At 62.1% G+C, this 20,146-nt stretch carries 20 protein-coding genes and 1 tRNA gene; 6 read left to right on the top strand and 15 right to left on the bottom strand.

All coding sequences use genetic code 11. From position 1 onward, the window contains the following. The first annotated feature begins 57 nt into the window (after positions 1-57). Positions 58-990: a type VI secretion system-associated lipoprotein TagQ gene (gene tagQ / locus N4Q37_RS25065; RefSeq protein ID WP_260962707.1), complete on the top strand. Its 933-nt coding sequence runs from the start codon at positions 58-60 to the stop codon at positions 988-990. 505 nt (positions 991-1,495) lie between these two features. Here tagQ and N4Q37_RS25060 read toward each other — a convergent pair. After that, a complete protein-coding gene (locus N4Q37_RS25060) occupies positions 1,496-1,870 on the bottom strand; it encodes a DUF6124 family protein (RefSeq protein ID WP_260962705.1) in 375 nt (124 codons plus the stop codon). A gap of 531 nt (positions 1,871-2,401) precedes the next feature. On the opposite strand from N4Q37_RS25060, the gene N4Q37_RS25055 reads away from it, so the two are divergent. Next, the gene (locus tag N4Q37_RS25055; protein ID WP_260962703.1) at positions 2,402-2,776 is read left to right on the top strand and encodes a helicase; all 375 of its coding nucleotides are present in this window, start codon (positions 2,402-2,404) and stop codon (positions 2,774-2,776) included. 132 nt (positions 2,777-2,908) lie between these two features. Here the strand turns inward: N4Q37_RS25055 and N4Q37_RS25050 are convergent, their stop codons facing one another. From N4Q37_RS25050 to exbB, 6 genes are all read right to left on the bottom strand, one after another. Then, positions 2,909-4,306, bottom strand: a complete 1,398-nt coding sequence (locus N4Q37_RS25050; RefSeq protein ID WP_260962701.1) for an aminoacyl-tRNA deacylase and HDOD domain-containing protein — start codon at positions 4,304-4,306, stop codon at positions 2,909-2,911. 78 nt (positions 4,307-4,384) lie between these two features. Next, entirely contained in the window at positions 4,385-6,460 is a 2,076-nt protein-coding gene (gene recG / locus N4Q37_RS25045; RefSeq protein ID WP_260962699.1) for an ATP-dependent DNA helicase RecG, read from the bottom strand. 9 nt (positions 6,461-6,469) lie between these two features. Beyond that, entirely contained in the window at positions 6,470-7,390 is a 921-nt protein-coding gene (locus tag N4Q37_RS25040; RefSeq protein ID WP_260962697.1) for a hydrogen peroxide-inducible genes activator, read from the bottom strand. Between the two features lie 185 nt (positions 7,391-7,575). After that, positions 7,576-8,334, bottom strand: a complete 759-nt coding sequence (locus tag N4Q37_RS25035; protein ID WP_260962696.1) for an energy transducer TonB — start codon at positions 8,332-8,334, stop codon at positions 7,576-7,578. Next, positions 8,331-8,756 carry a TonB system transport protein ExbD gene (exbD, locus tag N4Q37_RS25030; protein ID WP_260962695.1) on the bottom strand — a complete coding sequence of 142 codons (426 nt, stop codon included), beginning with the start codon at positions 8,754-8,756 and terminating at the stop codon, positions 8,331-8,333. Before exbD ends, N4Q37_RS25035 begins: the two co-directional genes overlap by 4 nt. Positions 8,757-8,762: 6 nt before the next feature. After that, the gene (gene exbB, locus N4Q37_RS25025) at positions 8,763-9,731 is read right to left on the bottom strand and encodes a tonB-system energizer ExbB (protein ID WP_260962693.1); all 969 of its coding nucleotides are present in this window, start codon (positions 9,729-9,731) and stop codon (positions 8,763-8,765) included. Positions 9,732-9,918: 187 nt separating this feature from the next. On the opposite strand from exbB, the gene N4Q37_RS25020 reads away from it, so the two are divergent. Next, entirely contained in the window at positions 9,919-10,776 is an 858-nt protein-coding gene (locus N4Q37_RS25020; RefSeq protein ID WP_260962692.1) for an NAD-dependent epimerase/dehydratase family protein, read from the top strand. 166 nt (positions 10,777-10,942) lie between these two features. On the opposite strand, the gene N4Q37_RS25015 is transcribed toward N4Q37_RS25020, so the two are convergent. From N4Q37_RS25015 to N4Q37_RS24990, 6 genes are all read right to left on the bottom strand, one after another. Continuing rightward, positions 10,943-11,683 carry a hypothetical protein gene (locus N4Q37_RS25015; RefSeq protein ID WP_260962690.1) on the bottom strand — a complete coding sequence of 247 codons (741 nt, stop codon included), beginning with the start codon at positions 11,681-11,683 and terminating at the stop codon, positions 10,943-10,945. A gap of 55 nt (positions 11,684-11,738) precedes the next feature. Then, the gene (locus tag N4Q37_RS25010; protein WP_053148685.1) at positions 11,739-12,119 is read right to left on the bottom strand and encodes a RidA family protein; all 381 of its coding nucleotides are present in this window, start codon (positions 12,117-12,119) and stop codon (positions 11,739-11,741) included. Positions 12,120-12,143: 24 nt separating this feature from the next. Continuing rightward, positions 12,144-14,249: a bifunctional GTP diphosphokinase/guanosine-3',5'-bis pyrophosphate 3'-pyrophosphohydrolase gene (gene spoT / locus N4Q37_RS25005; RefSeq protein ID WP_260962686.1), complete on the bottom strand. Its 2,106-nt coding sequence runs from the start codon at positions 14,247-14,249 to the stop codon at positions 12,144-12,146. A gap of 60 nt (positions 14,250-14,309) precedes the next feature. Next, positions 14,310-14,573: a DNA-directed RNA polymerase subunit omega gene (rpoZ, locus tag N4Q37_RS25000; protein ID WP_003177259.1), complete on the bottom strand. Its 264-nt coding sequence runs from the start codon at positions 14,571-14,573 to the stop codon at positions 14,310-14,312. 167 nt (positions 14,574-14,740) lie between these two features. Beyond that, entirely contained in the window at positions 14,741-15,361 is a 621-nt protein-coding gene (gmk, locus tag N4Q37_RS24995; protein WP_260962682.1) for a guanylate kinase, read from the bottom strand. 12 nt (positions 15,362-15,373) lie between these two features. Beyond that, entirely contained in the window at positions 15,374-16,237 is an 864-nt protein-coding gene (locus N4Q37_RS24990; protein ID WP_260962680.1) for a YicC/YloC family endoribonuclease, read from the bottom strand. Positions 16,238-16,499: 262 nt separating this feature from the next. On the opposite strand from N4Q37_RS24990, the gene rph reads away from it, so the two are divergent. Both rph and N4Q37_RS24980 read left to right on the top strand, forming a co-directional pair. Further along, positions 16,500-17,222 (top strand): ribonuclease PH, encoded by a 723-nt coding sequence (gene rph / locus N4Q37_RS24985; protein WP_260962679.1) that lies wholly within the window; start codon positions 16,500-16,502, stop codon positions 17,220-17,222. A gap of 30 nt (positions 17,223-17,252) precedes the next feature. Next, the gene (locus tag N4Q37_RS24980; protein WP_260962677.1) at positions 17,253-17,621 is read left to right on the top strand and encodes a DUF4870 domain-containing protein; all 369 of its coding nucleotides are present in this window, start codon (positions 17,253-17,255) and stop codon (positions 17,619-17,621) included. Between the two features lie 242 nt (positions 17,622-17,863). Here N4Q37_RS24980 and N4Q37_RS24975 read toward each other — a convergent pair whose 3' ends face one another. Both N4Q37_RS24975 and N4Q37_RS24970 read right to left on the bottom strand, forming a co-directional pair. After that, positions 17,864-18,868 (bottom strand): virulence RhuM family protein, encoded by a 1,005-nt coding sequence (locus N4Q37_RS24975; protein ID WP_260962675.1) that lies wholly within the window; start codon positions 18,866-18,868, stop codon positions 17,864-17,866. Between the two features lie 178 nt (positions 18,869-19,046). Next, positions 19,047-19,123: transfer RNA gene (locus N4Q37_RS24970), tRNA-Arg, on the bottom strand. Positions 19,124-19,616: 493 nt separating this feature from the next. On the opposite strand from N4Q37_RS24970, the gene N4Q37_RS24965 reads away from it, so the two are divergent. Next, a partial coding sequence (locus N4Q37_RS24965) for an aldehyde dehydrogenase family protein (RefSeq protein ID WP_260962674.1) occupies positions 19,617-20,146 on the top strand: 530 nt, incomplete at its 3' end.

Here is a 20,146-nt window from a genome sequence, read left to right as displayed (position 1 = left end):
ACTCAGGTGGCAATCGGGCCGCGCTGAGCTGGTCAAACTTAAAACGAGAACACAACTATGCTTTTCTCCCGTAAACCTTCTGCTTCGGTTTCCAAGCGTCACTTGCTGATGGTCGCAGTTGGCTTCAGCACCGTACTGACCGGCTGCGCCACGTCGCCGACCTCCAAGGTCGCGTCGAGCACCAAGGTCGAGTACTACCCGAGCTGCTACGAGCCGGTGCAGCATTTGCGCGCCACCGAAGGCAACATGACCAAGTCGGTGCTCACCGGTGCCGCCGTGGGTGCGGTGGGCGGTGCGCTGCTGGGTGCCCTGACCGACTCTGAAAACCGTGGCCGCAACGCCGCCATCGGTGCCGCGGGTGGCGCCCTGGCCGGTGGTGCCGTCGGTTACTACAACGAGCGCCAGAAGCAGATCGCCGATGACAACCAGCGCATCGCGTCCTACGCCGCCGACGTCAACAAAAGCGTCTCCGACATCGACCGCAGCACCGCCTACGCGAAGACGTCGCAGCAGTGCTACCAGAACGCGTTCAGCAAACTGGTCGCCGACCGCAAGACCAAGACCGTCAACGACACCGAAGGCCGCAAGCGCCTGGCGGAAATCGTCGCGGGCCTGAAAGAGTCCAACGACCTGATCGTCGCGGTCAACGGCAAAGCCTCCGAAGACCTGAACAACTACACCCAGGCCTACGAGAAAGACCTGCAGCAAGTGGGCGTGCAGCGCACTGACGTGGTCACCGTCGCCACCGCCGATACCACCCCGGTCGTGGCGCCAACCACCAAGACCAAGAAAGCGGTGAAGCCTGCCAAGAAGCCGGTACTGCCAACCGTGCCGAAAGAAGCGGTCACCACCGAGAAAACCCTGCAGACCGCCAAGGCCAAGCAGAATGAAAGCGCGCAGGTCGCCAGCGCTGGTACCACCCAGGTCAACAGCATGTGCAAAAACCCGGACCTGGGCGACTGGGCACCGGTGCCTTGCCCGAATGTTTGATTGAGTGATGGCTGCTGGTCCTCCTGATCGGGTGACCAGCAGTTAAAACCTGGGGGGCGGGCTTGTTTGCGAAGGTGGCCTTGTGGGTGGCTTGGTTTTTTGACGGGGTACATATCCGTTGCTGCGGTAACGGCGGCTTATGGTTCCGCCCTTACGGCGGCTCACTTTTTTTCAGACGCCAAAAAAAGTAAGCAAAAAAGGCTTGGCCCCACCACTCGGCACCTCGCCTAGGCGAGGTGTTCCCTCACTCCGGCATTGCTCCGTGGGCCCGCCGCGAAGGGCCCTCCATGGCCCAGCGCGGCTATCCCGGCATCCATGCCGGGATGCCCACTGCGCAATACCTGCGTTCGGCCAGCGTGGTTAACGGGGCCCCAAGATCAAAAGCAAAAAGCAAAGCGCCGCGGCCTGACGCTCTCGACGGTACACCGATCCAGATTGTGGGAGCGAGCCTGCTCCGGGCGGCGATCCGACGATGGCGGCGGTACAGCTTGCATCAATATTCGTTCTATCCCTTGGCGCCAGACGTCGCTATTGCCTTCGCTTCCAGATGATCCAACGCCCGCTCAACCAACAACTGAACCCCATCGGCCATGCGGCTAATCGCCAGGGCTACGCAGCGGCGTGAGTCTTCGACGTCGTCGGCCAGGTCGGCGGCGATGGTGCTGATGGAGAGCAGGTCTTCGGAGGCGTTGGCGAGCAGGGTTTCGGTGTCGATGTGGGGGGCGACGATGAACAGCTGGGAGTTGTCAGGTTCTGCTGAGGCGGGCTTGGGGTTGAGGTAGTAGTCGAGGGCGCGGGTGGCGGCTTCGTCGAGCTTTTTCGCTTCGAGGGTTTCGACGCGGGACTTCGGCTGCGGAGGATTCGGAGAAACCTTGAACATAGTAAAGATCCTGAGAATTGGAGCCGACACCCCTCGATTGCACTTCGAAATAAAGGTGGCAGCTGTACGTAGGTGTGCAAGACCGGTCTCAGGAACCCGGCAGACCCGAAGGTCTCCCACGCGCAGCCGCCATAACGATCGGCGAGCATAGAAAAATGCTCGACGAATAGCCATAACCGAATGCACCTGAGATCGGACTTGCACGTCCGTGTCACCGCTTTTGTGATGACGAACAGAGGTTAGCGGCGCCCTAAAGCACTGCCTAGTTCATGAACAGCCCGGCGTGTTGAAGGAAATGTCCGAGGGTTTGGCAGGGAAAAAGGATCAAAAGATCGCAGCCTTCGGCAGGTCCTACGGAAATCGATGTAGGAGCTACCGAAAGCTGCGATTTTTTGATTTATTATTTCGTGACTTGGTAGTCATATTTCATGAAAACAGGCTTATCTTCCGCTAAACCTATCCGATGATGGTGTTTCGACGAAGAGTCGCTAAACTGCGCCAGCCATTCATTTTTCTCACGAGGCTGTGCCCATGAAATTTCGTTTTCTGCTGTGGATGCTGGGGTGGTTGATGGGCAAGGCCAGTCGGACTAACCCTGCGTTCCAGCAGCAATTGGGCGACAAGGAGTTGGTGTTTCAACTGCAAACCCTGGACGGTAAGGTCGCTCGGCATTTCATCGTGAAAAACCAGCGCATCACCAGCAAGGCCGGCGTTTACCCGACCCCGGCCTTCGCCATTGGCTTCAAGGACGCCGCCTACGGTTTTGCCACAATGCAGGCCAAGAACAAGCAGTTGGCGTTCATGACGGGGATTCAGGACAAGTCGATCCAGATCAAGGGCAACCCGGCGCTGGTGATCTGGTTCCAGGGGTTGACCAAGTATTTGAGGCCGAAGAAGAAGGCTTAGGCGGCAATGACCTTATATGGGAGCAGGGCTTGCCCGCGATGAGGACGATGCGGTCGTCCAGGCATCGAGTCGCCTGTATCGCGAGCAAGCTTTGCTCCCACCGTTCATTTCTCAGCATGGCGTTCTCAGCCATCAATGGCTGAACTGCGACGCCAACTCCCGCAACAGCACTTCCGCCTCCAGCACCTTGCTGACCACGTCGTTGGCTTTTTCCCGGGTCAGGCCCACGCGTTCGAGCAGGGCGTCGGGGATCTCTTCCTCCGGGCCGGAGCCGATGCTGCGGGCGCGCAGCAGGCGTACGGCCAGGCACACCAGGTTCGGGTAGGCGGCGTAGTCGCCGTCGTAGTGCGGGTCGTGCTGGAAGCGCAGGGCGGTGGCCAGTTCGTCGGGCATGTCCCAGTAGCGCATCAGCCAGGCGCCGATCTGCTCGCGGCTGATGCCCAGCAGGTGCTGTTCCACGTAGCTGTGGCACAGGTGCGGGTTGACCTCCAGGTGCCGGCAGATCAACGAGAAGTGCGGCGGGAACACATGGGCCAGCAACAGGTAGCCGAAGTTGTGCAGCAGGCCCGACAGGTAGGTCAGGCCGCCTTCGGGGCGCTGGGCACGGGGCATGGCGCGGGTGAGGCCTTCGATGACGGCGGCGGTGTAGATCGATTGCTGCCAGTACGGCGTGGTGTGTTGCGGGCGGTCCTTGGGCAGGCTCAGGGTCTTGCCCAGGGCCAGGCCCAGCGCCAGGTTGATCACCAGGTCGAAGCCCAGTACCCGCACGATGGCATCTTCCACCGAGCGGATCTTGCCCGGTGAGGCGTAGTACGGCGACGCCGCCCAGCTCACCACTTGCGCGGCCAGGGCCGGGTCGGTTTCGACGACACCGGTGATGTCGTCGATGGTGGCATCCGGGTCGACCCGCAACTTGATGATTTTTTGCGCAGTCTCGGCCAGCGGCGGGATCTCGATGGTTTCTTCCAGCCGTTGCTGGATACGCCGGGCGGTGAACGCCTGTACAGCCTGGGTGATTTCCGCACGGTCGTCGTGAGGGCGGTCCAGGTTGGGGGAAATGTTGCGCAGGTCTTCGCCGAACGTCGCGGCGCTGGCCTTGGTGAGCATGGTCTTGAAGGCTTCGCTGGTGACCTCCAGCAGCACGCCCGGCTCGCCCGAGTTGATCAGCAGCTTTGGTTCGCGCAGCAGGCTTTCTTCGTACAGGCATGGCGAACTGGTCAGCGCCGGCAGGCCGGGCAGCAAGCTCAGGTTATGCTTGCCGAGCATGCGCTCCAGGCGTTCGGTGGACACCGCCGTCAGCTTGCGGCCGGTGAGTTCGGCCAGGCGGTTGAGGTCCAGCAACTGGCTCTGGGGAAACAGCACCATGAGCGCGCCAACGGCATCGTGCAGCAGCACGGCTTGCACTTTGCGGGCAGGATTGAGGCCGGGTCGCTCAAGGACTTCGTCAAAGCCGATGCCCAATTTCTCAAGCAACTGGCGAATAACAGACGGAGCGTGCGGTGGTTCGGGGGCGAGGGCAGCTTCTGTCATGGTCTGTATCCGTGTTCTTACAAGTGGGTCAGTATAACCAGCTTGTCTGAGCCGCGCGTCCGGAAACTGAGAGCGTGCTCACACTTGGCCGTATTGCTGCCCATGCCGCAGCCAGCGGTCGAGCAATGGGCTGACGTGCTGCGGCCAGCGTTCCAGCAACGCCTGGGCGGCGTCACGCACGGCGGGGAGCAGGTCGGCGTCACGCATCAGGTCGGCCACCTTGAATTGAAGCAGGCCGGTCTGGCGGGTGCCGAGCATTTCACCAGGGCCGCGCAGCTCAAGGTCTTTTTCGGCGATGACGAAGCCGTCGTTGGTTTCGCGCATGATGCCCAGGCGTTGACGGCCAATTTGCGACAAGGGCGGGTGATACAGCAGCACGCAATGGCTGACGGCGCTGCCCCGACCGACCCGGCCGCGCAGCTGATGCAACTGCGCCAGGCCCAGGCGCTCGGGGTTCTCGATGATCATCAAGCTGGCGTTGGGCACGTCGACACCCACCTCGATCACCGTGGTCGCGACCAGCAACTGCAACGCGCCGGCCTTGAATTCGGCCATGACGGCGGCTTTCTCGGCGGGTTTCATGCGGCCGTGGATCAGCCCGACCTTCAGTTCGCCGAGGGCGGCGCTGAGGTCTTGGTAAGTGGTTTCGGCGGCCTGGCAGGTCAGTTCTTCCGATTCCTCGATCAGGGTGCATACCCAATAGGCTTGCCGGCCTTCGGCGCAGGCACCGCGCACGCGCTCGATCACTTCCACCCGACGGGTGTCGGTGACCAGCACGGTGTTGACCGGCGTGCGGCCGGGGGGCAGTTCGTCGAGGATCGAGGTGTCGAGGTCGGCATAGGCGCTCATCGCCAGGGTCCGCGGAATCGGTGTCGCGGTCATGATCAACTGGTGTGGGCACATGCGCCCGCCCACGCCTTTCTGGCGCAGGGCCAGGCGCTGTTGCACGCCAAAGCGGTGCTGTTCGTCGATGATCACCAAGGCCAGGTTCTTGAACTGCACTTCATCCTGGAACAGCGCATGGGTGCCGACCACCATCGGTGCGCCCTCGGCGATCTGCGCCAGGGCGGCGAGGCGGTTCTTGCCCTTGAGCTTGCCGGCCAGCCAGGCGACTTCGATGCCCAGTGGTTCGAGCCAGCGCTGGAAGGTGATGAAGTGCTGTTCGGCGAGAATTTCCGTCGGTGCCATCAAGGCCACCTGGTAACCGGCCTCCAGGGCCTGGAGCGCGGCGAGGGCGGCGACCACGGTCTTGCCGGCGCCGACGTCGCCCTGGATCAACCGCAGCATCGGCTCGGGCTGGCTCAGGTCGTAGGCGATTTCGTTGCCGACCCGTTGCTGCGCGCCGGTCGGCGTGAAGCCGAGGTTGGCCAGGTAGCGGGCCGGCAGGTCCGTGGCCTTGGGCATGGCCGGGGCACGTAGCGCGCGCAGGCTTTCGCGCAAGCGCTGTTGGGACAGTTGATGGGTCAGCAGTTCTTCGAACGCCAGGCGGTGTTGGGCCCAGTGATGCCCGAGGGCCAGTTCCTCAACATCGGCATCGGCCGGCGGATGGTGCAGGTAGCGGATCGCATCGGCCAGCGGCGCCAGTTGGTAGTCGCGCGCCAGTTCGGTGGGCAGCCAGTCCGGCAGGCTGCTGGGGCCCAACAGCGTCAGGGTCTGCTGGCAGAGCTGGCGCAGGCGCTGTTGGGTCAGGCCCTCGGTGAGGGGGTAAACCGGGGTCAGGGTTTCAGCCACCGGCGGCGGTTCGTCGCCGGTGATGGTGCGGTATTCCGGGTGATAGATCTCCAGCCCCGACGCACCGGGCCGCGCCTCGCCATAGCAACGCACGCGGGTGCCGCGCTTGAGGCCTTCCTTCTGGGCATTGCTGAAGTGGTAGAAGCGCAGGCTCAGGCCGCCGGTGCCGTCCTGCAGGCGCACCACCAGGCTGCGGCGCCGGCCCATGACCACGTCGGCACCGCTGACGGTGCCTTCGATCACGGCGTCCTGCCCTGGGCGCAGGTGGCCGATGGGCACCACGCGGGTGCGGTCCTGGTAGCGCAACGGCAGGTGGAACAGGACGTCCTGGAGGTTTTCCAGCCCCACCTTGGCCAGTTTCTCGGCCATGGCCTCACCGACGCCCTTGAGCGTCGTGACCGGTACCTGCGACAGCTCCGTCATGGCGGCGGCTTACTGGGCGGCGGGCGGCTTGGCCACGGAGCACAGGCGGATCGAATCGGCGAGGATCTCGATGGCCTTGGGCCGCGGGAAGCTGGCGCGCCAGGCGATGGCGACGGTGCGGAACGGCGCGGGCGGCGTCAACGGGCGGACTTCGATCACGCCGGGGGCATAGTGATGGCTGTCCACCGCCGACAGCGGCAGGATCGACACGCCCAGGCCCGAGGCGACCATGTGACGAATGGTTTCCAGGGAGCTGGACTCCACCGTGGTGTGCTTGGCGCCTTCGCTGCCCTTGGTCAGGGTCGGGCAGGCTTCGAGCACCTGGTCGCGGAAGCAGTGGCCCTCGCCGAGCAGCAATAGGCTCTTATCGTTGAGCAGGGCGGTGTCGATGGTTTTTTTCTGGGTCCAGGGGTGCTGGGCCGGCATCAGGACGTAGAACGGTTCGTCATAGAGCGGCAGGGTCAGCACGTCGGCTTCGTTGAACGGCAGGGCGATGATGATCGCGTCCAGTTCGCCGTTGCGCAGTTTGTCGCGCAGTACATGGGTGAAGTTTTCTTCGATATACAACGGCATCTGCGGGGCGACCCGGTGCAGTTGCGGAATCAGGTGGGGGAACAGGTACGGGCCGACGGTGTAGATCGCGCCGACCTTCAGTGGCGCAGTCAGCTGGTTCTTGCCGGCCTGGGCCAGCTCACGGATGCCCTGGGCCTGCTCCAGCACTTTTTGCGCCTGGGCGACGATTCCTTCGCCCACCGGGGTCAGGCGCACGGCGCTCTTGCTGCGCTCGAAAATCAGCACCCCGAGTTCGTCTTCCAGCTTTTTCACACCCACCGACAGCGTCGGCTGGCTGACATGGCAACGCTCGGCCGCATGGCCGAAATGCTGCTCTTGGGCGAGGGTAACGATGTAGCGCAGTTCTGTGAGAGTCATAGCGAGCGTCCGTGAAGTTGCGAGCCAAGCATACCGGCTGCAATCGATAGACGCACGTTATCAGACTGAGGGCGCGGTGCGACATGGTCCAATGTGCGTTGGGTCGTTGCCGGATATGAAAAAGGCACCTTTCGATGCCTTTTTTCGGTTGGCCCTCGCCACAGGTGTCATGCATGAAGCAATGGTTAGCGCTTGCGCTTGTCGATCGAGTAAACGAACGGTGCCGTCAGTTCGACACTGCCGTTGGTCAACAACTCGGCCGGGGGCTTTGGCAGCGGTTGGGCGCGGCGGATCATGTCCAGGGTGGCCCGGTCCAGCAAATCCGTGCCGGAGCTGCCGACCAGTTCGAAGGACAACACGTTGCCTTCGGCGTCCACCACAAAGCGCAGGCGGTTCATGCCTTCCTTGTTCATTTGCTGGGCCCTGGGCGGGTACTTCTTGTACTTGGCCAGGTGCGCCAGCAACGTGCCTTGCCAGTTGGCTTTCGCTGCTGACTGGGCAGGCGAAGGGCCGGGGGCCGGCTGGGCGGATTTTTCGCTGGGTGCTGGAGTCGGCGGAGTGTCGCTGGGCTTTTGCTCCGACGGCTGTTCCTTCGGTGGCTCCGGCTTCTTCTCTTCCACGGGCTTGGGTTTGGGCGGTTGGGGCTTTGGCTTGGGTTTGACCGGCTTGGGCACGGAAATTTCGGGTTTCGGTGCTTCGGCAAGTTTAGGCAGCGGCAGCTCTTCGACCGGCTCGGGCGGTTTCGGCGGTGTGACAACCTTTGGTGGCGCCGGCGGTGGCGGGGCCGGTAGCGGGGCCAGCTCGACCATCATCGCCTGGGGTGGCAATTCGATGGGCGGGCGTGACGTCCAGTTCAGCGTCAGCGCGATGGCGAGCGCATGTACGCCCAGCACCACGGCCAGGCTACCGCTGTAACGCGTCAGCTTTTGGCGCGTCGTGATCATTTCTGCCGCGCCGTCTCGAGTCCGACCAAGCCGACCTTGAGATAGCCGGCGCCGCGTAATGCGTCCATCACGCTCATCAGGTCACCGTAGTCCACGCCTTTGTCGGCCTGGAAGAAGATCGTCGTGTCCTTCTTGCCCTGGGTCTTGGCATCCAGGGCGGCGCCGAGGCTTTCGGTCTTGATCTCTTCTTCGCCTAGGAACAGGCGCTGGTCGGCCTTGACGCTCAGGAACACCGGTTTCTCGGGCCGTGGTGATGGCTTGGCCGTCGAGGCCGGCAGGTCAACCTTGATGTCGACGGTGGCGAGCGGGGCCGCCACCATGAAGATGATCAACAACACCAGCATCACGTCGATGAAGGGGGTGACGTTGATCTCGTGGTTCTCGGCCAGATCGTCTGCGCCTTCTTTCAAATGCAGGCCCATGGCCGATTACCCCACTTTCACCATGTGCGGTTGCGAGGCGCGCTCAGGCGGCAGGTGGTCCAGGTCGCGGCTGACCAGCAACAGGACTTCGGCCGAGGCGTCGGACACCTGCGCCTTGTAGCCGGCGATGGAGCGGGCGAAGACGTTGTAGATCACCACCGCCGGGATGGCCGCGACCAGGCCCAGTGCCGTCGCCAACAGCGCTTCGGCGATACCGGGAGCGACGACGGCGAGGTTGGTGGTCTGGGTCTTGGCGATGCCGATGAAGCTGTTCATGATGCCCCACACGGTGCCGAACAGGCCGACGAACGGCGCGGTGGAACCGATGGTGGCGAGCACGCCGGTACCGCTGCTCATGTTGCGACCGCAGGCAGCGACCAGGCGCTCGAGGCGGAAACTCACGCGCTCCTTGATGCCTTCCTTCTCGCGGCTGTTGGCCGACAGACGCATCTCCTCGAGTGCGTCGTGCACCAACAGGTGGGCGAGGGTGCCTTGCTTGGCGGCGCTGGCGCTGGCTTCCTTGAGGGTGCTGGCTTGTTTCAGGGCCGCGATCTCGCCGCGCAAGCGACGTTTGGCGCCCAACAGCTCGAAGCCTTTGGCAATCCAGATGGTCCAGGTGATGATCGAGGCGATGGCCAGGCCGATCATGACGAGCTTCACCACGATGTCGGCGTTCTTGTACATGCCCCATGGCGACAGGTCGTGGCCCAGGCCCAGGGAGTTGTCGGCTTCGAGTGTTTGTGGTGCGGTGGCCTCGATGGCTTGGGCCGGCTCGCTGGCCGCGGGCGTCGCAACGGGGGTGGCCGGCTCGACAGGCGCCTGGGCCGTCACCGGCGTGGCGGCCGGGGTCGTGGCTGGCGACTGGGTATCGGCGAAGGCGGCGGGCACCAGCAGTAGGCTGAGCAGCAAGGCTGCCACGGCGCTCCAGGCGCGAGGTCGATTGGTTGGCGAAGCGAAGGATGGAGAGCGTTTCATGCTGGCCGGACCTGAGAGAAAAAGAAGTTGATGTTCTTCCAGGCCTCGTGAGGCCGAGAACAAAAGCGGGGTGCATTATTGCAAGTAATTCTTGTTAACAAAAGCAATACAGTTGCTATTTTTGTCTTGCGGGTAGCCGCTCGTCCCTCTCGGAGGCTAGTCTGCGGCTTTGCCAGAGGAGTTCTTGATGTCCGCGCCTTCTGTTTTGATCGCCGGCTGCGGCGATATTGGCGGCCGCCTGGCCAGTCGTCTGGTGGCTGAGCATTGGCAGGTCCATGGCTTGCGACGATCGGTCGCACAGCTGCCGGAGGGGGTCATCGGGGTCGCGGGTGATTTGTTCAGCGACCAATGCCCGGCCGATTGGCCCACCGGGCCGCTGGATTACCTGGTGTACAGCGCCGCCGCCACCGTGCACGACGAAACCGGCTATCGCGCCGCCTATATCGATGGGTTGCGGCATGTGTTGGGTTGGGTGAAGCAGCACGGCCAGCGGCCCAGACGGCTGCTTTTCGTGTCCAGCAGCAGTGTTTACGGCCAGCAGAACGGCGAATGGATCGACGAAACCTCGCCCACCGAGGCCGGTGGTTATTCCGGGCGCTTGATGCTCGAGGCCGAGCAACTGGCGCTCGACAGCGGTATCCCTGCCAGCCGCGTGCGTTTGACCGGTATTTACGGCCCGGGCCGCGAATGGTTGCTCAGCCAGGTGCGCCAGGGCTATCGCGTGGTGATCGACCCGCCGCTGTATGCCAATCGCATCCATGCCGACGATGCGGCTTGCCTGCTGGCCTTTCTGCTCGACGCCGATCGCCAGGGCAAGGCATTGGATGATTGCTACATCGGGGTCGACGACGCGCCTGCGGCATTGGCCGATGTGGTGGGTTGGCTGCGGGAGTACATGGGCGTTACCGAGTGGGCTGAAGACGCCAGCGTGCGTCGCGCCGGCAGCAAGCGTTGCAGCAACGCCCGGGCGAAGGCGCTGGGCTGGACGCCGCGCTATCCGAGTTTTCGCGAAGGGTATGCGGCGATTCTGGAAGGGCGTTGCTGATCCGTCGCCGCCTTTAAAACAAAACAATTGTGGAGGCGAGCCTGTGGGAGCACAGCTTGCTCGCGATGAGGCCAGCACATCCAACGCTTCTGCTGGCTGTAACACCGCTATCGCGAGCAAGCTTTGCTCCCACAGGTGTTGCTCTTGTAGCTAACAAAGAGCGGGGTTACTGCTTTTCAAGCACCCACTGCCGGTTACCCGGTATGAACGACGGCATCTCGTCGGCCAGCGCCGTGTTGACAGTCTGGAAGATCTCCAGCTTCTTGCCATCACGAGCGAAGATCCAGGTGTTGCCCTGGCCGTTCTTCTGTAGCCAGATGTTGTCGTTGCCTGCGCTCATGGAGGCGCAATCGCCGGCCAGGCACAAGGCGTAGCGATCGGCGCCCGGCAGGCCGCTGACCTGGCCGTCGGGCTGGAACTGCACGGTGGCGCCCTGGCCGGGGCCGCTGGCGATGTTCCAGGTGCCGCCGAGGTAGGCGGCATACAGCGCACGCTCGAAGCTGGCGCCGATGGGCGCGCCTTCCGGTACCTGGACTTGCGCACGGTCGAAGACTTGCTGCGGTTCGTTCTCGGTGGCGGCCTGGTTCAACTGGTCGCCGTCGCGCTTGAGCTCGCTGGCGGAGCTGCCGTAGAAGTCGACTTTCCACGCGCCGTCATCTTCGCCCAGCAACTTGCCTTCGACGTTTTCAAAACCGTTGGTGTAGCGCGCCTGGCCTGCCTGGGTGTTGACGTCCCATTCCAGGTTCGGGCCATAGCCCTGCAGCGCCTCGCGAAGTGGGCCGCCCTTGGCGGCAGCGTCGATGGCGGCCTGGTTGATCCAGGTGCCGCTGATGTCACGGTCGGCAGGGTCGCTGGCGCAACCGCCCAGGAGCAGGGCGAGCAGCGAGAGAGCAAGCGCTTGGCGCATGGTGGAATCCTTTCAAAACGAAAACGGCGCAGCGGGGAATGCTGCGCCGGCCTTGTTACTCGATGACCAGGATGGCATCCATCTCAACCTGCGCGCCCTTTGGCAGGGCTGCCACGCCAATGGCGGCGCGTGCAGGGTAAGGTTGTTCGAAATACTTGCCCATGACCTCGTTGACTTTGGCGAAGTGGCTCAGGTCGGTGAGGAAGATGTTCAGCTTGACGATGTCCTTGAACGAACCGCCGGCCGCTTCGGCCACGGCCTTGAGGTTTTCGAACACTTGTACGGTCTGGGCTTCGAAGCCTTCCACCAGCTCCATGGTTTTCGGGTCCAGGGGAATCTGGCCCGACATGTATACGGTGTTGCCGGCCTTGATCGCCTGGGAGTAAGTGCCGATGGCGGCCGGGGCCTTGTCGCTGGTGATGACGGTTTTGGTCATGTATGACTCCTTGTAATGGGCGGGCTACGCACGCATGCGGGTGATGCGAATCACGCCGGTAAGGGCGCGCAGTTTCTTGATCACGCGGGCCAGATGCACGCGGTCGTGCACGCTGACCACCAGTTGGACGACGCTGATGCGGCCATCGCGTTCGTCCATGCTGATCTTTTCGATGTTGCCGTCGGCTGCGTTGACGCTGCTGGCCAGCAGGGCGATCAGGCCGCGTTGGTGCTCCAGCTCGACCCGCAGTTCGACATTGAATTCGCCAGTGACATCCTTGGCCCAGGAGAGCTGGATGCATTTTTCCGGGTTATGACGGATTTCACTGATGTTGCGGCAGTTGTCCAGGTGCACCACCATCCCCTTGCCGGCGGACAAATGGCCGACGATCGGGTCGCCAGGGATCGGCGTGCAGCACTTGGCGTAGCTGAGCACCAGGCCTTCGGTGCCGCGAATCGCCAGCGGGCCTTCGGGGCTGGGCAGCTGTTCGCCTTCGCCGAGCAGGCGACGGGCGACGACGTAGGCCATGCGATTGCCCAGGCCGATGTCTTCGAGCAGGTCTTCGACCAGTTCGAGGCGGTATTCGTGGAGCATCACCTGCACGCGTTCGGCCGGAATCTTGTCCAGGGCGCTGTCGAAGCCGTTCAGGACCTTGTTCAGCAAGCGCTCGCCAAGGCTGATGGATTCGGAGCGGCGTTGCAGTTTCAACGCGTGGCGAATATGGGTGCGGGCCTTGCCGGTGACCACGAAGTTGAGCCACGCCGGGTTCGGTCGCGCACCGGGGGCGCTGACGATTTCCACCGTGGAGCCGCTTTGCAGCGGTTCGGACAGCGGCGCCAGGCGCCGATTGATCCGGCAGGCGATGCAGCTGTTGCCGACGTCGGTGTGTACCGCATAGGCGAAGTCCACGGCCGTGGAGCCTTTGGGCAGTTCCATGATCCGGCCCTTGGGCGTGAAGACGTAGACCTCGTCCGGGAACAGGTCGATCTTCACGCTTTCGATGAATTCCAGGGAGTTGCCGGCTCGTTGCTGCATTTCCAGCACACCCTTGACCCATTGTCGGGCCCGGGCGTGGGTGCCCTTGGGTTGCTCGTCGCCGCTGGATTTGTACAGCCAATGGGCGGCGATGCCATTGTTGGCCATCTCTTCCATTTCGCGGGTACGGATCTGGATCTCGATGGGAACGCCATGCATGCCGAACAACGTGGTGTGCAGCGATTGATAGCCGTTGGCCTTGGGAATCGCAATGTAGTCCTTGAAGCGTCCCGGCAAGGGTTTGTACAAGTTATGCACGGCGCCCAACACGCGGTAGCAGGTATCGACCTTGTCGACGATGATCCGGAACGCATAGACGTCCATGATCTCGTTGAAGGCCCGACGCTTGCCGCGCATTTTCTTGTAGATGCCGTAGAGGTGTTTCTGGCGACCGCTGACCTCGCCTTCGATGCCGTCGATGGCCAGGCAATGACTCAGGGATTCTTCGATCTTGTTGACGATTTCCTTGCGATTGCCCCGGGCGCGCTTGACCGCTTGCTTGATGCGCGCCGAGCGCATCGGGTGCATCGCCTTGAAGCCCAGGTCCTCGAACTCGATGCGAATCGCGTGCATACCCAGGCGATTGGCGATCGGCGCGTAGATTTCCAGGGTTTCCTTGGCAATTCGCCGACGTTTTTCCCCGGAAAGCACTTCCAGGGTGCGCATGTTGTGCAGGCGGTCGGCGAGCTTGACCAGGATCACGCGGATATCGCGCGCCATGGCCATGGCCATTTTCTGGAAGTTTTCGGCCTGGGCCTCGGCCTTGGTCTCGAAGTTCATCTGGGTCAGCTTGCTGACCCCGTCGACCAGTTCGGCCACGGTTTCGCCGAACTGCGCTTGCAGCGCTTCCTTGGCAATGCCGGTGTCTTCGATCACGTCATGCAGCATCGCCGCCATCAGGCTCTGATGGTCCATGTGCATGTCGGCAAGGATATTGGCCACGGCAAGAGGATGCGTGACGTACGCTTCGCCACTGCGCCGGCGTTGGCCGTCGTGGGCTTGTTCAGCGTAGAAATAGGCTCGGCGGACCAGGTTGACCTGGTCCGTGCCGAGGTAGGCCGATAAGCGATCGGCGAGGGCGTCTATGCTCGGCATGGTACTGACTCCTGCCGTTCGCTGTGACCCCGCGCCGTGCTACGTCGACCAGGCATAGGATTAGACCGCCTCGTTGGACTCGTCCTCGAACGCTGCGAACAGCGGTTCGTCCTCAACGATTTCTGCGTTGGCGATGAACTCGTAGCTCATCAGGCCTTCAGCGATTTCACGCAGTGCTACAACGGTAGGCTTGTCGTTTTCCCACTGGACCAACGGCTCTTTGCCACCGGTGGCCAGTTGACGGGCCCGCTTGGTAGAGAGCATGACCAGCTCAAAGCGGTTTTCCACGTGTTCTAGGCAGTCTTCAACGGTTACGCGGGCCATGGTATTCCTCGGAACGAATGCAATATGCGCGCTGCCCGGTTGGGCGAGCGGACTCGACAGTTTAAAAAAACACCAGCGTTTAGGGAAGCGCTGATTTTTTAACCAAACCCCTCGGCGCGCTGCGAGTACCAATGTAAAGCCGTCGCAGCGGTTTTGGGAAGAGCTGTTCAGCCCAGCAGTTCGGCCAATAATTTACCGAAACGTTGCTGCTGGCGTTTTTGCTGTAGCTGGCTGGCGCGGAAAATCGCCTTCAGGTCGTCCAGCGCGTGGGCAAAATCGTCGTTGATGATCAGGTAATCGTAGTCCACGTAGTGGCTCATTTCGCTGACCGCTTCACGCATCCGGCCTTCGATGATCTCGTCGCTGTCCTGGCCACGGTTGGTCAGGCGCTGGCGCAACGCTTCCTGGCTGGGCGGCAGGATGAAGATCGAGCGGGCCTGGGGCATCAGCTTGCGCACTTGCTCGGCGCCTTGCCAGTCGATTTCCAGGATCAGGTCGTGGCCTTCGTCCAGGGTCTGCTGCAAGTAGCTTTGCGACGTGCCATAGAGGTTGCCGAAGACTTCGGCGCGCTCGAGGAAGTCGCCGTGCTCGGCCATCTTCACGAACTGCTCGCGGTCGACGAAGTGATAGTTCACCCCGTTCACTTCGCCCGGGCGCATGGCGCGGGTGGTGTGCGAGACCGAGACGCGAATCTGCGGCTCGGCGTCGATCAGGGCCTTGACCAGGCTGGTCTTGCCGGCGCCCGAGGGCGCGGAAATGATGTAGAGAGTGCCGGTGCTGTGGGTCATGTGGGGTTAGCCTTACTCAATGTTCTGCACTTGTTCGCGCATCTGCTCGATCAACACCTTGAGGTTGACCGCAGCCTGGGTGCTGCGCGGGTCGAAGGCCTTGGAGCCCAGTGTGTTGGCTTCGCGGTTGAGCTCCTGCATCAGGAAGTCCAGGCGGCGACCGGCCGCACCGCCGGACTTGAGCACCCGGCGAACTTCGATGATGTGGGTGCTCAGGCGATCCAGTTCTTCGGCCACGTCGCTCTTTTGCGCGAGCATGACCATTTCCTGTTCGAGGCGTTGCGGATCCAGTTCGGCTTTCATATCGGCGAAGCGATCGAGGATCTTCTGGCGCTGGGTGGCGAGCATCTGCGGGACCAGTTCGCGCAGGGTGCTGACGTCTTCTTCGATGGAACTCAGACGCTCATTGATCAGTCGGGCCAGTTCCGCGCCTTCACGCTCGCGCCCGGCCTTGAGTTCTTTCAAGCCTTGGTTGAACAGCGCCAGTGCCTCGGCGTTCAAGGCTTGCGGGTCGCTTGCGTCGCCCACCAGCACGCCGGGCCACGCCAGGACCTCCAGTGGGTTCAGGGCGGCGGGGTTGGCGATCAGGCTGGCAACGGTCTCGGCCGCCGCGACCAACTGCGCGGCACGCTTGCGATCGACTTGCAGCGCTTTGCCGGTGTTTTCTTCGGTGAACCGCAGGGTGCATTCCAGCTTGCCCCGCGACAGGCTCTGACGCAGGGCTTCGCGCACACCACCTTCCAGGTCGCGGAAAGATTCGGGCAGGCGCAGGTGAGGCTCCAGGTAGCGGCTGTTGACCGAGCGCAACTCCCAGCTCAGTGTGCCTTGGGCCCCGGCTTTTTCGACGCGGGCGAAGGCGGTCATGCTGTGCACCATGAAGGTTCCTCGCAATGCAGGCCGGCACGACCGTAGCCGTGGCGCCTGGAATCTGTGGGTAACAGCCCAAGGGCTGCAAAGGCGCAGGATTGTAGCGCAGTGAGCCCCATGGCCCAAACCGCGCAGGTGACAAAGCACTGCGGCCCGTCGGACAGGCGTTCGAGAGGCGGCGCTCGTCGTGCCGTTTTTTTAGAACTGCCCTCGGATCGCCCACGGCCTTATAATGCCCGGCAGTTTTCCGTCCTCTGTACAGGTATTCCCTATGAAACGTCCAAGTGGTCGCGCTGCCGATCAGCTTCGCTCGATCCGCATTACCCGCAACTACACCAAACACGCCGAGGGATCCGTACTGGTCGAATTCGGTGATACCAAGGTCATCTGCACCGTCAGCGTCGAAAACGGCGTACCGCGCTTCCTCAAGGGCCAGGGCCAGGGCTGGCTGACCGCGGAATACGGCATGCTGCCGCGTGCCACTGGCGAGCGGAACCAGCGCGAGGCCAGCCGTGGCAAGCAGGGCGGCCGGACTCTGGAGATCCAGCGCCTGATCGGTCGTTCGCTGCGCGCTGCGCTGGACATGTCCAAGCTGGGCGACGTGACCCTGTATGTCGACTGCGACGTGATCCAGGCCGACGGTGGCACCCGTACCGCGTCCATCACCGGCGCCATGGTTGCGTTGGTCGATGCCTTGAAAGTGATCAAGAAGCGTGGCGGCCTCAAGGGCGGCGATCCGCTCAAGCAGATGATCGGCGCCGTGTCCGTGGGCATGTACCAGGGCGAGCCGGTGCTGGATCTCGATTACCTGGAGGATTCCGCCGCCGAGACCGACCTGAACGTGGTCATGACCAGCGCCGGTGGTTTTATCGAGGTCCAGGGTACCGCCGAGGGTGCGCCGTTCCAGCCTGAAGAATTGAGCGCTATGCTGGAGTTGGCGAAGAAAGGCATGAACGAGATTTTCGAACTGCAAAAGGCCGCGTTGGCTGACTGATCGATTCCTGCTTCAGACAAGGAGAACGTCATGAGTGATGAGCAAATCCTGCTGCCCCAGCCGAGCAAAGAGGCGCGTCAATGGGCGATGTTCTGTCACCTGTCGGCCTTGTTGGGCATCTGGATTCCGTTCGGTACGTTGATCGGGCCCCTGGTGCTCTGGCAGCTCAAGCGCGACTCCGACCCGTTCGTCGACGCCCAGGGCAAGGAAGCGCTGAACTTCCAGATCACCGTGGCGATCGCCTCGGCCATCAGCCTGCTGCTGATGGTCGTGGTGATTGGTTTCTTCCTGTTCGGCCTGGTGGCCATCGGCGCGTTGGTGCTGACCATCATCGGCGGGGTGAAGGCCAACGAAGGGCAGGCGTACCGATATCCGTTCACCTGGCGCCTGGTCAAATAATGATCGATGGCCGCTGCTCCTTCGGAGCGAGCCTGTCCAGTCGGCGCTGACGTGATCCACAAAAAAGCCCCAGGTCTTGCGACCTGGGGCTTTGTTTTTGGATGGCGATAACACGGGCAAGCTGGATCTGAGCTTGAGGCCTGTGGGGTTGGAACAGATTGACGATGACTTTTGGGATGCTTTCGACGGGCATGGAGCATTCTTCCGAGTCCGGGGCACGCGCAGTTGCGATCCGTGAGCGATCAGCGTTTCTTTTTTTGGCTGCTCAGGCGCTTTTCCAAACGCTCGAGCTCCGCCAGCTCTTGAGCATCGGAGGCTAGGGCTTCGGCCTGTCGGCGGTGCTGGTCGAACTGCTCGTAACGCTCATGTGCCACCTGTTTCATTTGCTCGTGGCTGATGCTGCCCGCGGTGCGCAGGAGCGGTTGCTCGTTGAAGGCCAGAAAGCTGTCGATGTATTGCCGCCAGTCGGCGAGCGTCAGGTGCTTACGCTGCTCGGCGCGTAGCTCGGCGAAGTCGAGGAACATGCCGACTAGGCGGTTGAGCTGGTCTAGCTCCTCGGCATTCAGGTAGTTCTTGGCCACCACAACGTCGGCCTTGCGTACCCGATCGCCCTTGAAACTCAGCAGGCTCATATTGGGTGCGCTGGCATCGGCCCGCTGTACGATCAACTCGGCGGCAGTGTGGCCGGTAACGGCGAAAAACAGTTTGTTCTGCACCTCGGCAAACAAGCGGGCCGTGTCCTGCTCGTTGGCACGGTAATCCTCGGCCAGGGTGAAGAGGTCCCGCACCTTCTGGTAGAAGCGCTTCTCCGAGGCCCGTATGTCACGGATGCGCTTGAGCAGTTCATCGAAGTAGTCCCAGCGTGGCTCCCTCAGTCGGGCGTCGTCCATCACGAAGCCCTTCTGCAGGTACTCACCCAGGGTGCGGGTGGCCCACTGACGAAATTGGGTGCCACGCGTTGAGCGCACACGGTAGCCCACGGCGATGATCATCGGCAGAGCGTAGAGGAGGGTCAGGTAGTCTTTGCCATCGGCGGCAGTAGTAAACTTCTGGTTTACAACTGCCCCTTCAGCCAGCTCCCCATCAGCGATGATGGCCTGGATATGCTTGCCGATGTTCTGCTTGCTTGTCTGGTACAGCTCGGCCATTTCCAATTGCGTCAGCCAGACCTGACCATCCATTTCGCGTAGGGTGAACTGCGCTAGACCATCGTCCGTGCTGTAGAGAATTAGCTCGCTATGTGCCATCAGGCGACCTCCAGTTCATCTCCCTTGACGGCGCTTGCCGGTGAGCAGTGGTTGTATAACTGCTCTCTTTTCCTGCCGACTTTTAAACGCGAGAGATAATCAGAAACGACAGAGCCCGCACGGAGCGGGCTCTATCGAGCGTTTCGTAGACATCTATAGACAACTAGAAACAATGATCTGGCGCACCAGGCGGGATTCGAACCCACGACCCCTGCCTTCGGAGGGCAGTACTCTATCCAGCTGAGCTACTGGTGCAATGCGGGCGCCATGATACTCATATGCAATGCGGGCGTCCATGCTGCTGATTTGCCGGTGTTTTCATGAGCATAGGCGGGCATCGGCTACGCTGATCAGAAAAAATGGGCAAAAACGGCTTTTTTGTTCTTTTTTTCGAACAGCCTATTGTCCTTGCCCCCCATCGGCCCTAGGATTCGTTTGAGATTTCAAACGCTCTTGTCTGGGTGCTGAACCGCACGGTTATGCTTCTGTGCGTTATTTCTGTGCTTCGGCCCGGTGAATGATTTCCCTGACGGCAGCCCCTGGGGTTTGTACGAAAAGTCGCCGAGCGGCGATCAGGCAAGGCGAAAACAGGCGAGGAAGCGGAGTTTACTGTAGTAAATGAGCATTCCGAGCCTGTTTTCAACGCAGCATGATCGTCGCGCAGGCACTTTTCTCGTACAAAGCCTAAGGCGCCTTTCTATAAATCTAATTCGCTCCGCGATGCGCGGTGCTGTTAAGGAAAGCCGACATGCAGCTTAAAGACACCCAGTTGTTCCGCCAGCAAGCCTTTATCGATGGCGCTTGGGTCGATGCCGACAATGGTCAGACGATCAAGGTCACCAACCCGGCAACGGGTGAAGTGCTGGGCACCGTGCCGAAGATGGGCGCCGCCGAAACCCGCCGGGCGATTGAAGCTGCCGACAAGGCGCTGCCGGCCTGGCGTGCATTGACCGCCAAGGAGCGCGCCAACAAGCTGCGCCGTTGGTACGAATTGCTGATCGAGAACCAGGACGACCTAGGTCGCCTGATGACCCTGGAACAGGGCAAGCCACTGGCTGAAGCCAAGGGCGAAATCGCCTATGCTGCCTCGTTCATCGAATGGTTCGCTGAAGAAGCCAAGCGCATCTACGGTGACGTGATCCCAGGCCACCAGCCGGACAAGCGCCTGATCGTGATCAAGCAGCCGATCGGCGTGACCGCGGCCATCACTCCGTGGAACTTCCCGGCGGCGATGATCACCCGCAAGGCCGGTCCGGCCCTGGCGGCCGGTTGCACCAT

Source organism: Pseudomonas citri (genome assembly GCF_025336485.1).
GTDB classification, from domain to species: Bacteria; Pseudomonadota; Gammaproteobacteria; order Pseudomonadales; family Pseudomonadaceae; genus Aquipseudomonas; species Aquipseudomonas citri.
The sequence above is the reverse complement of the archived record's forward strand: the minus strand, read 5'-3'. Positions and strand labels throughout refer to the sequence as shown.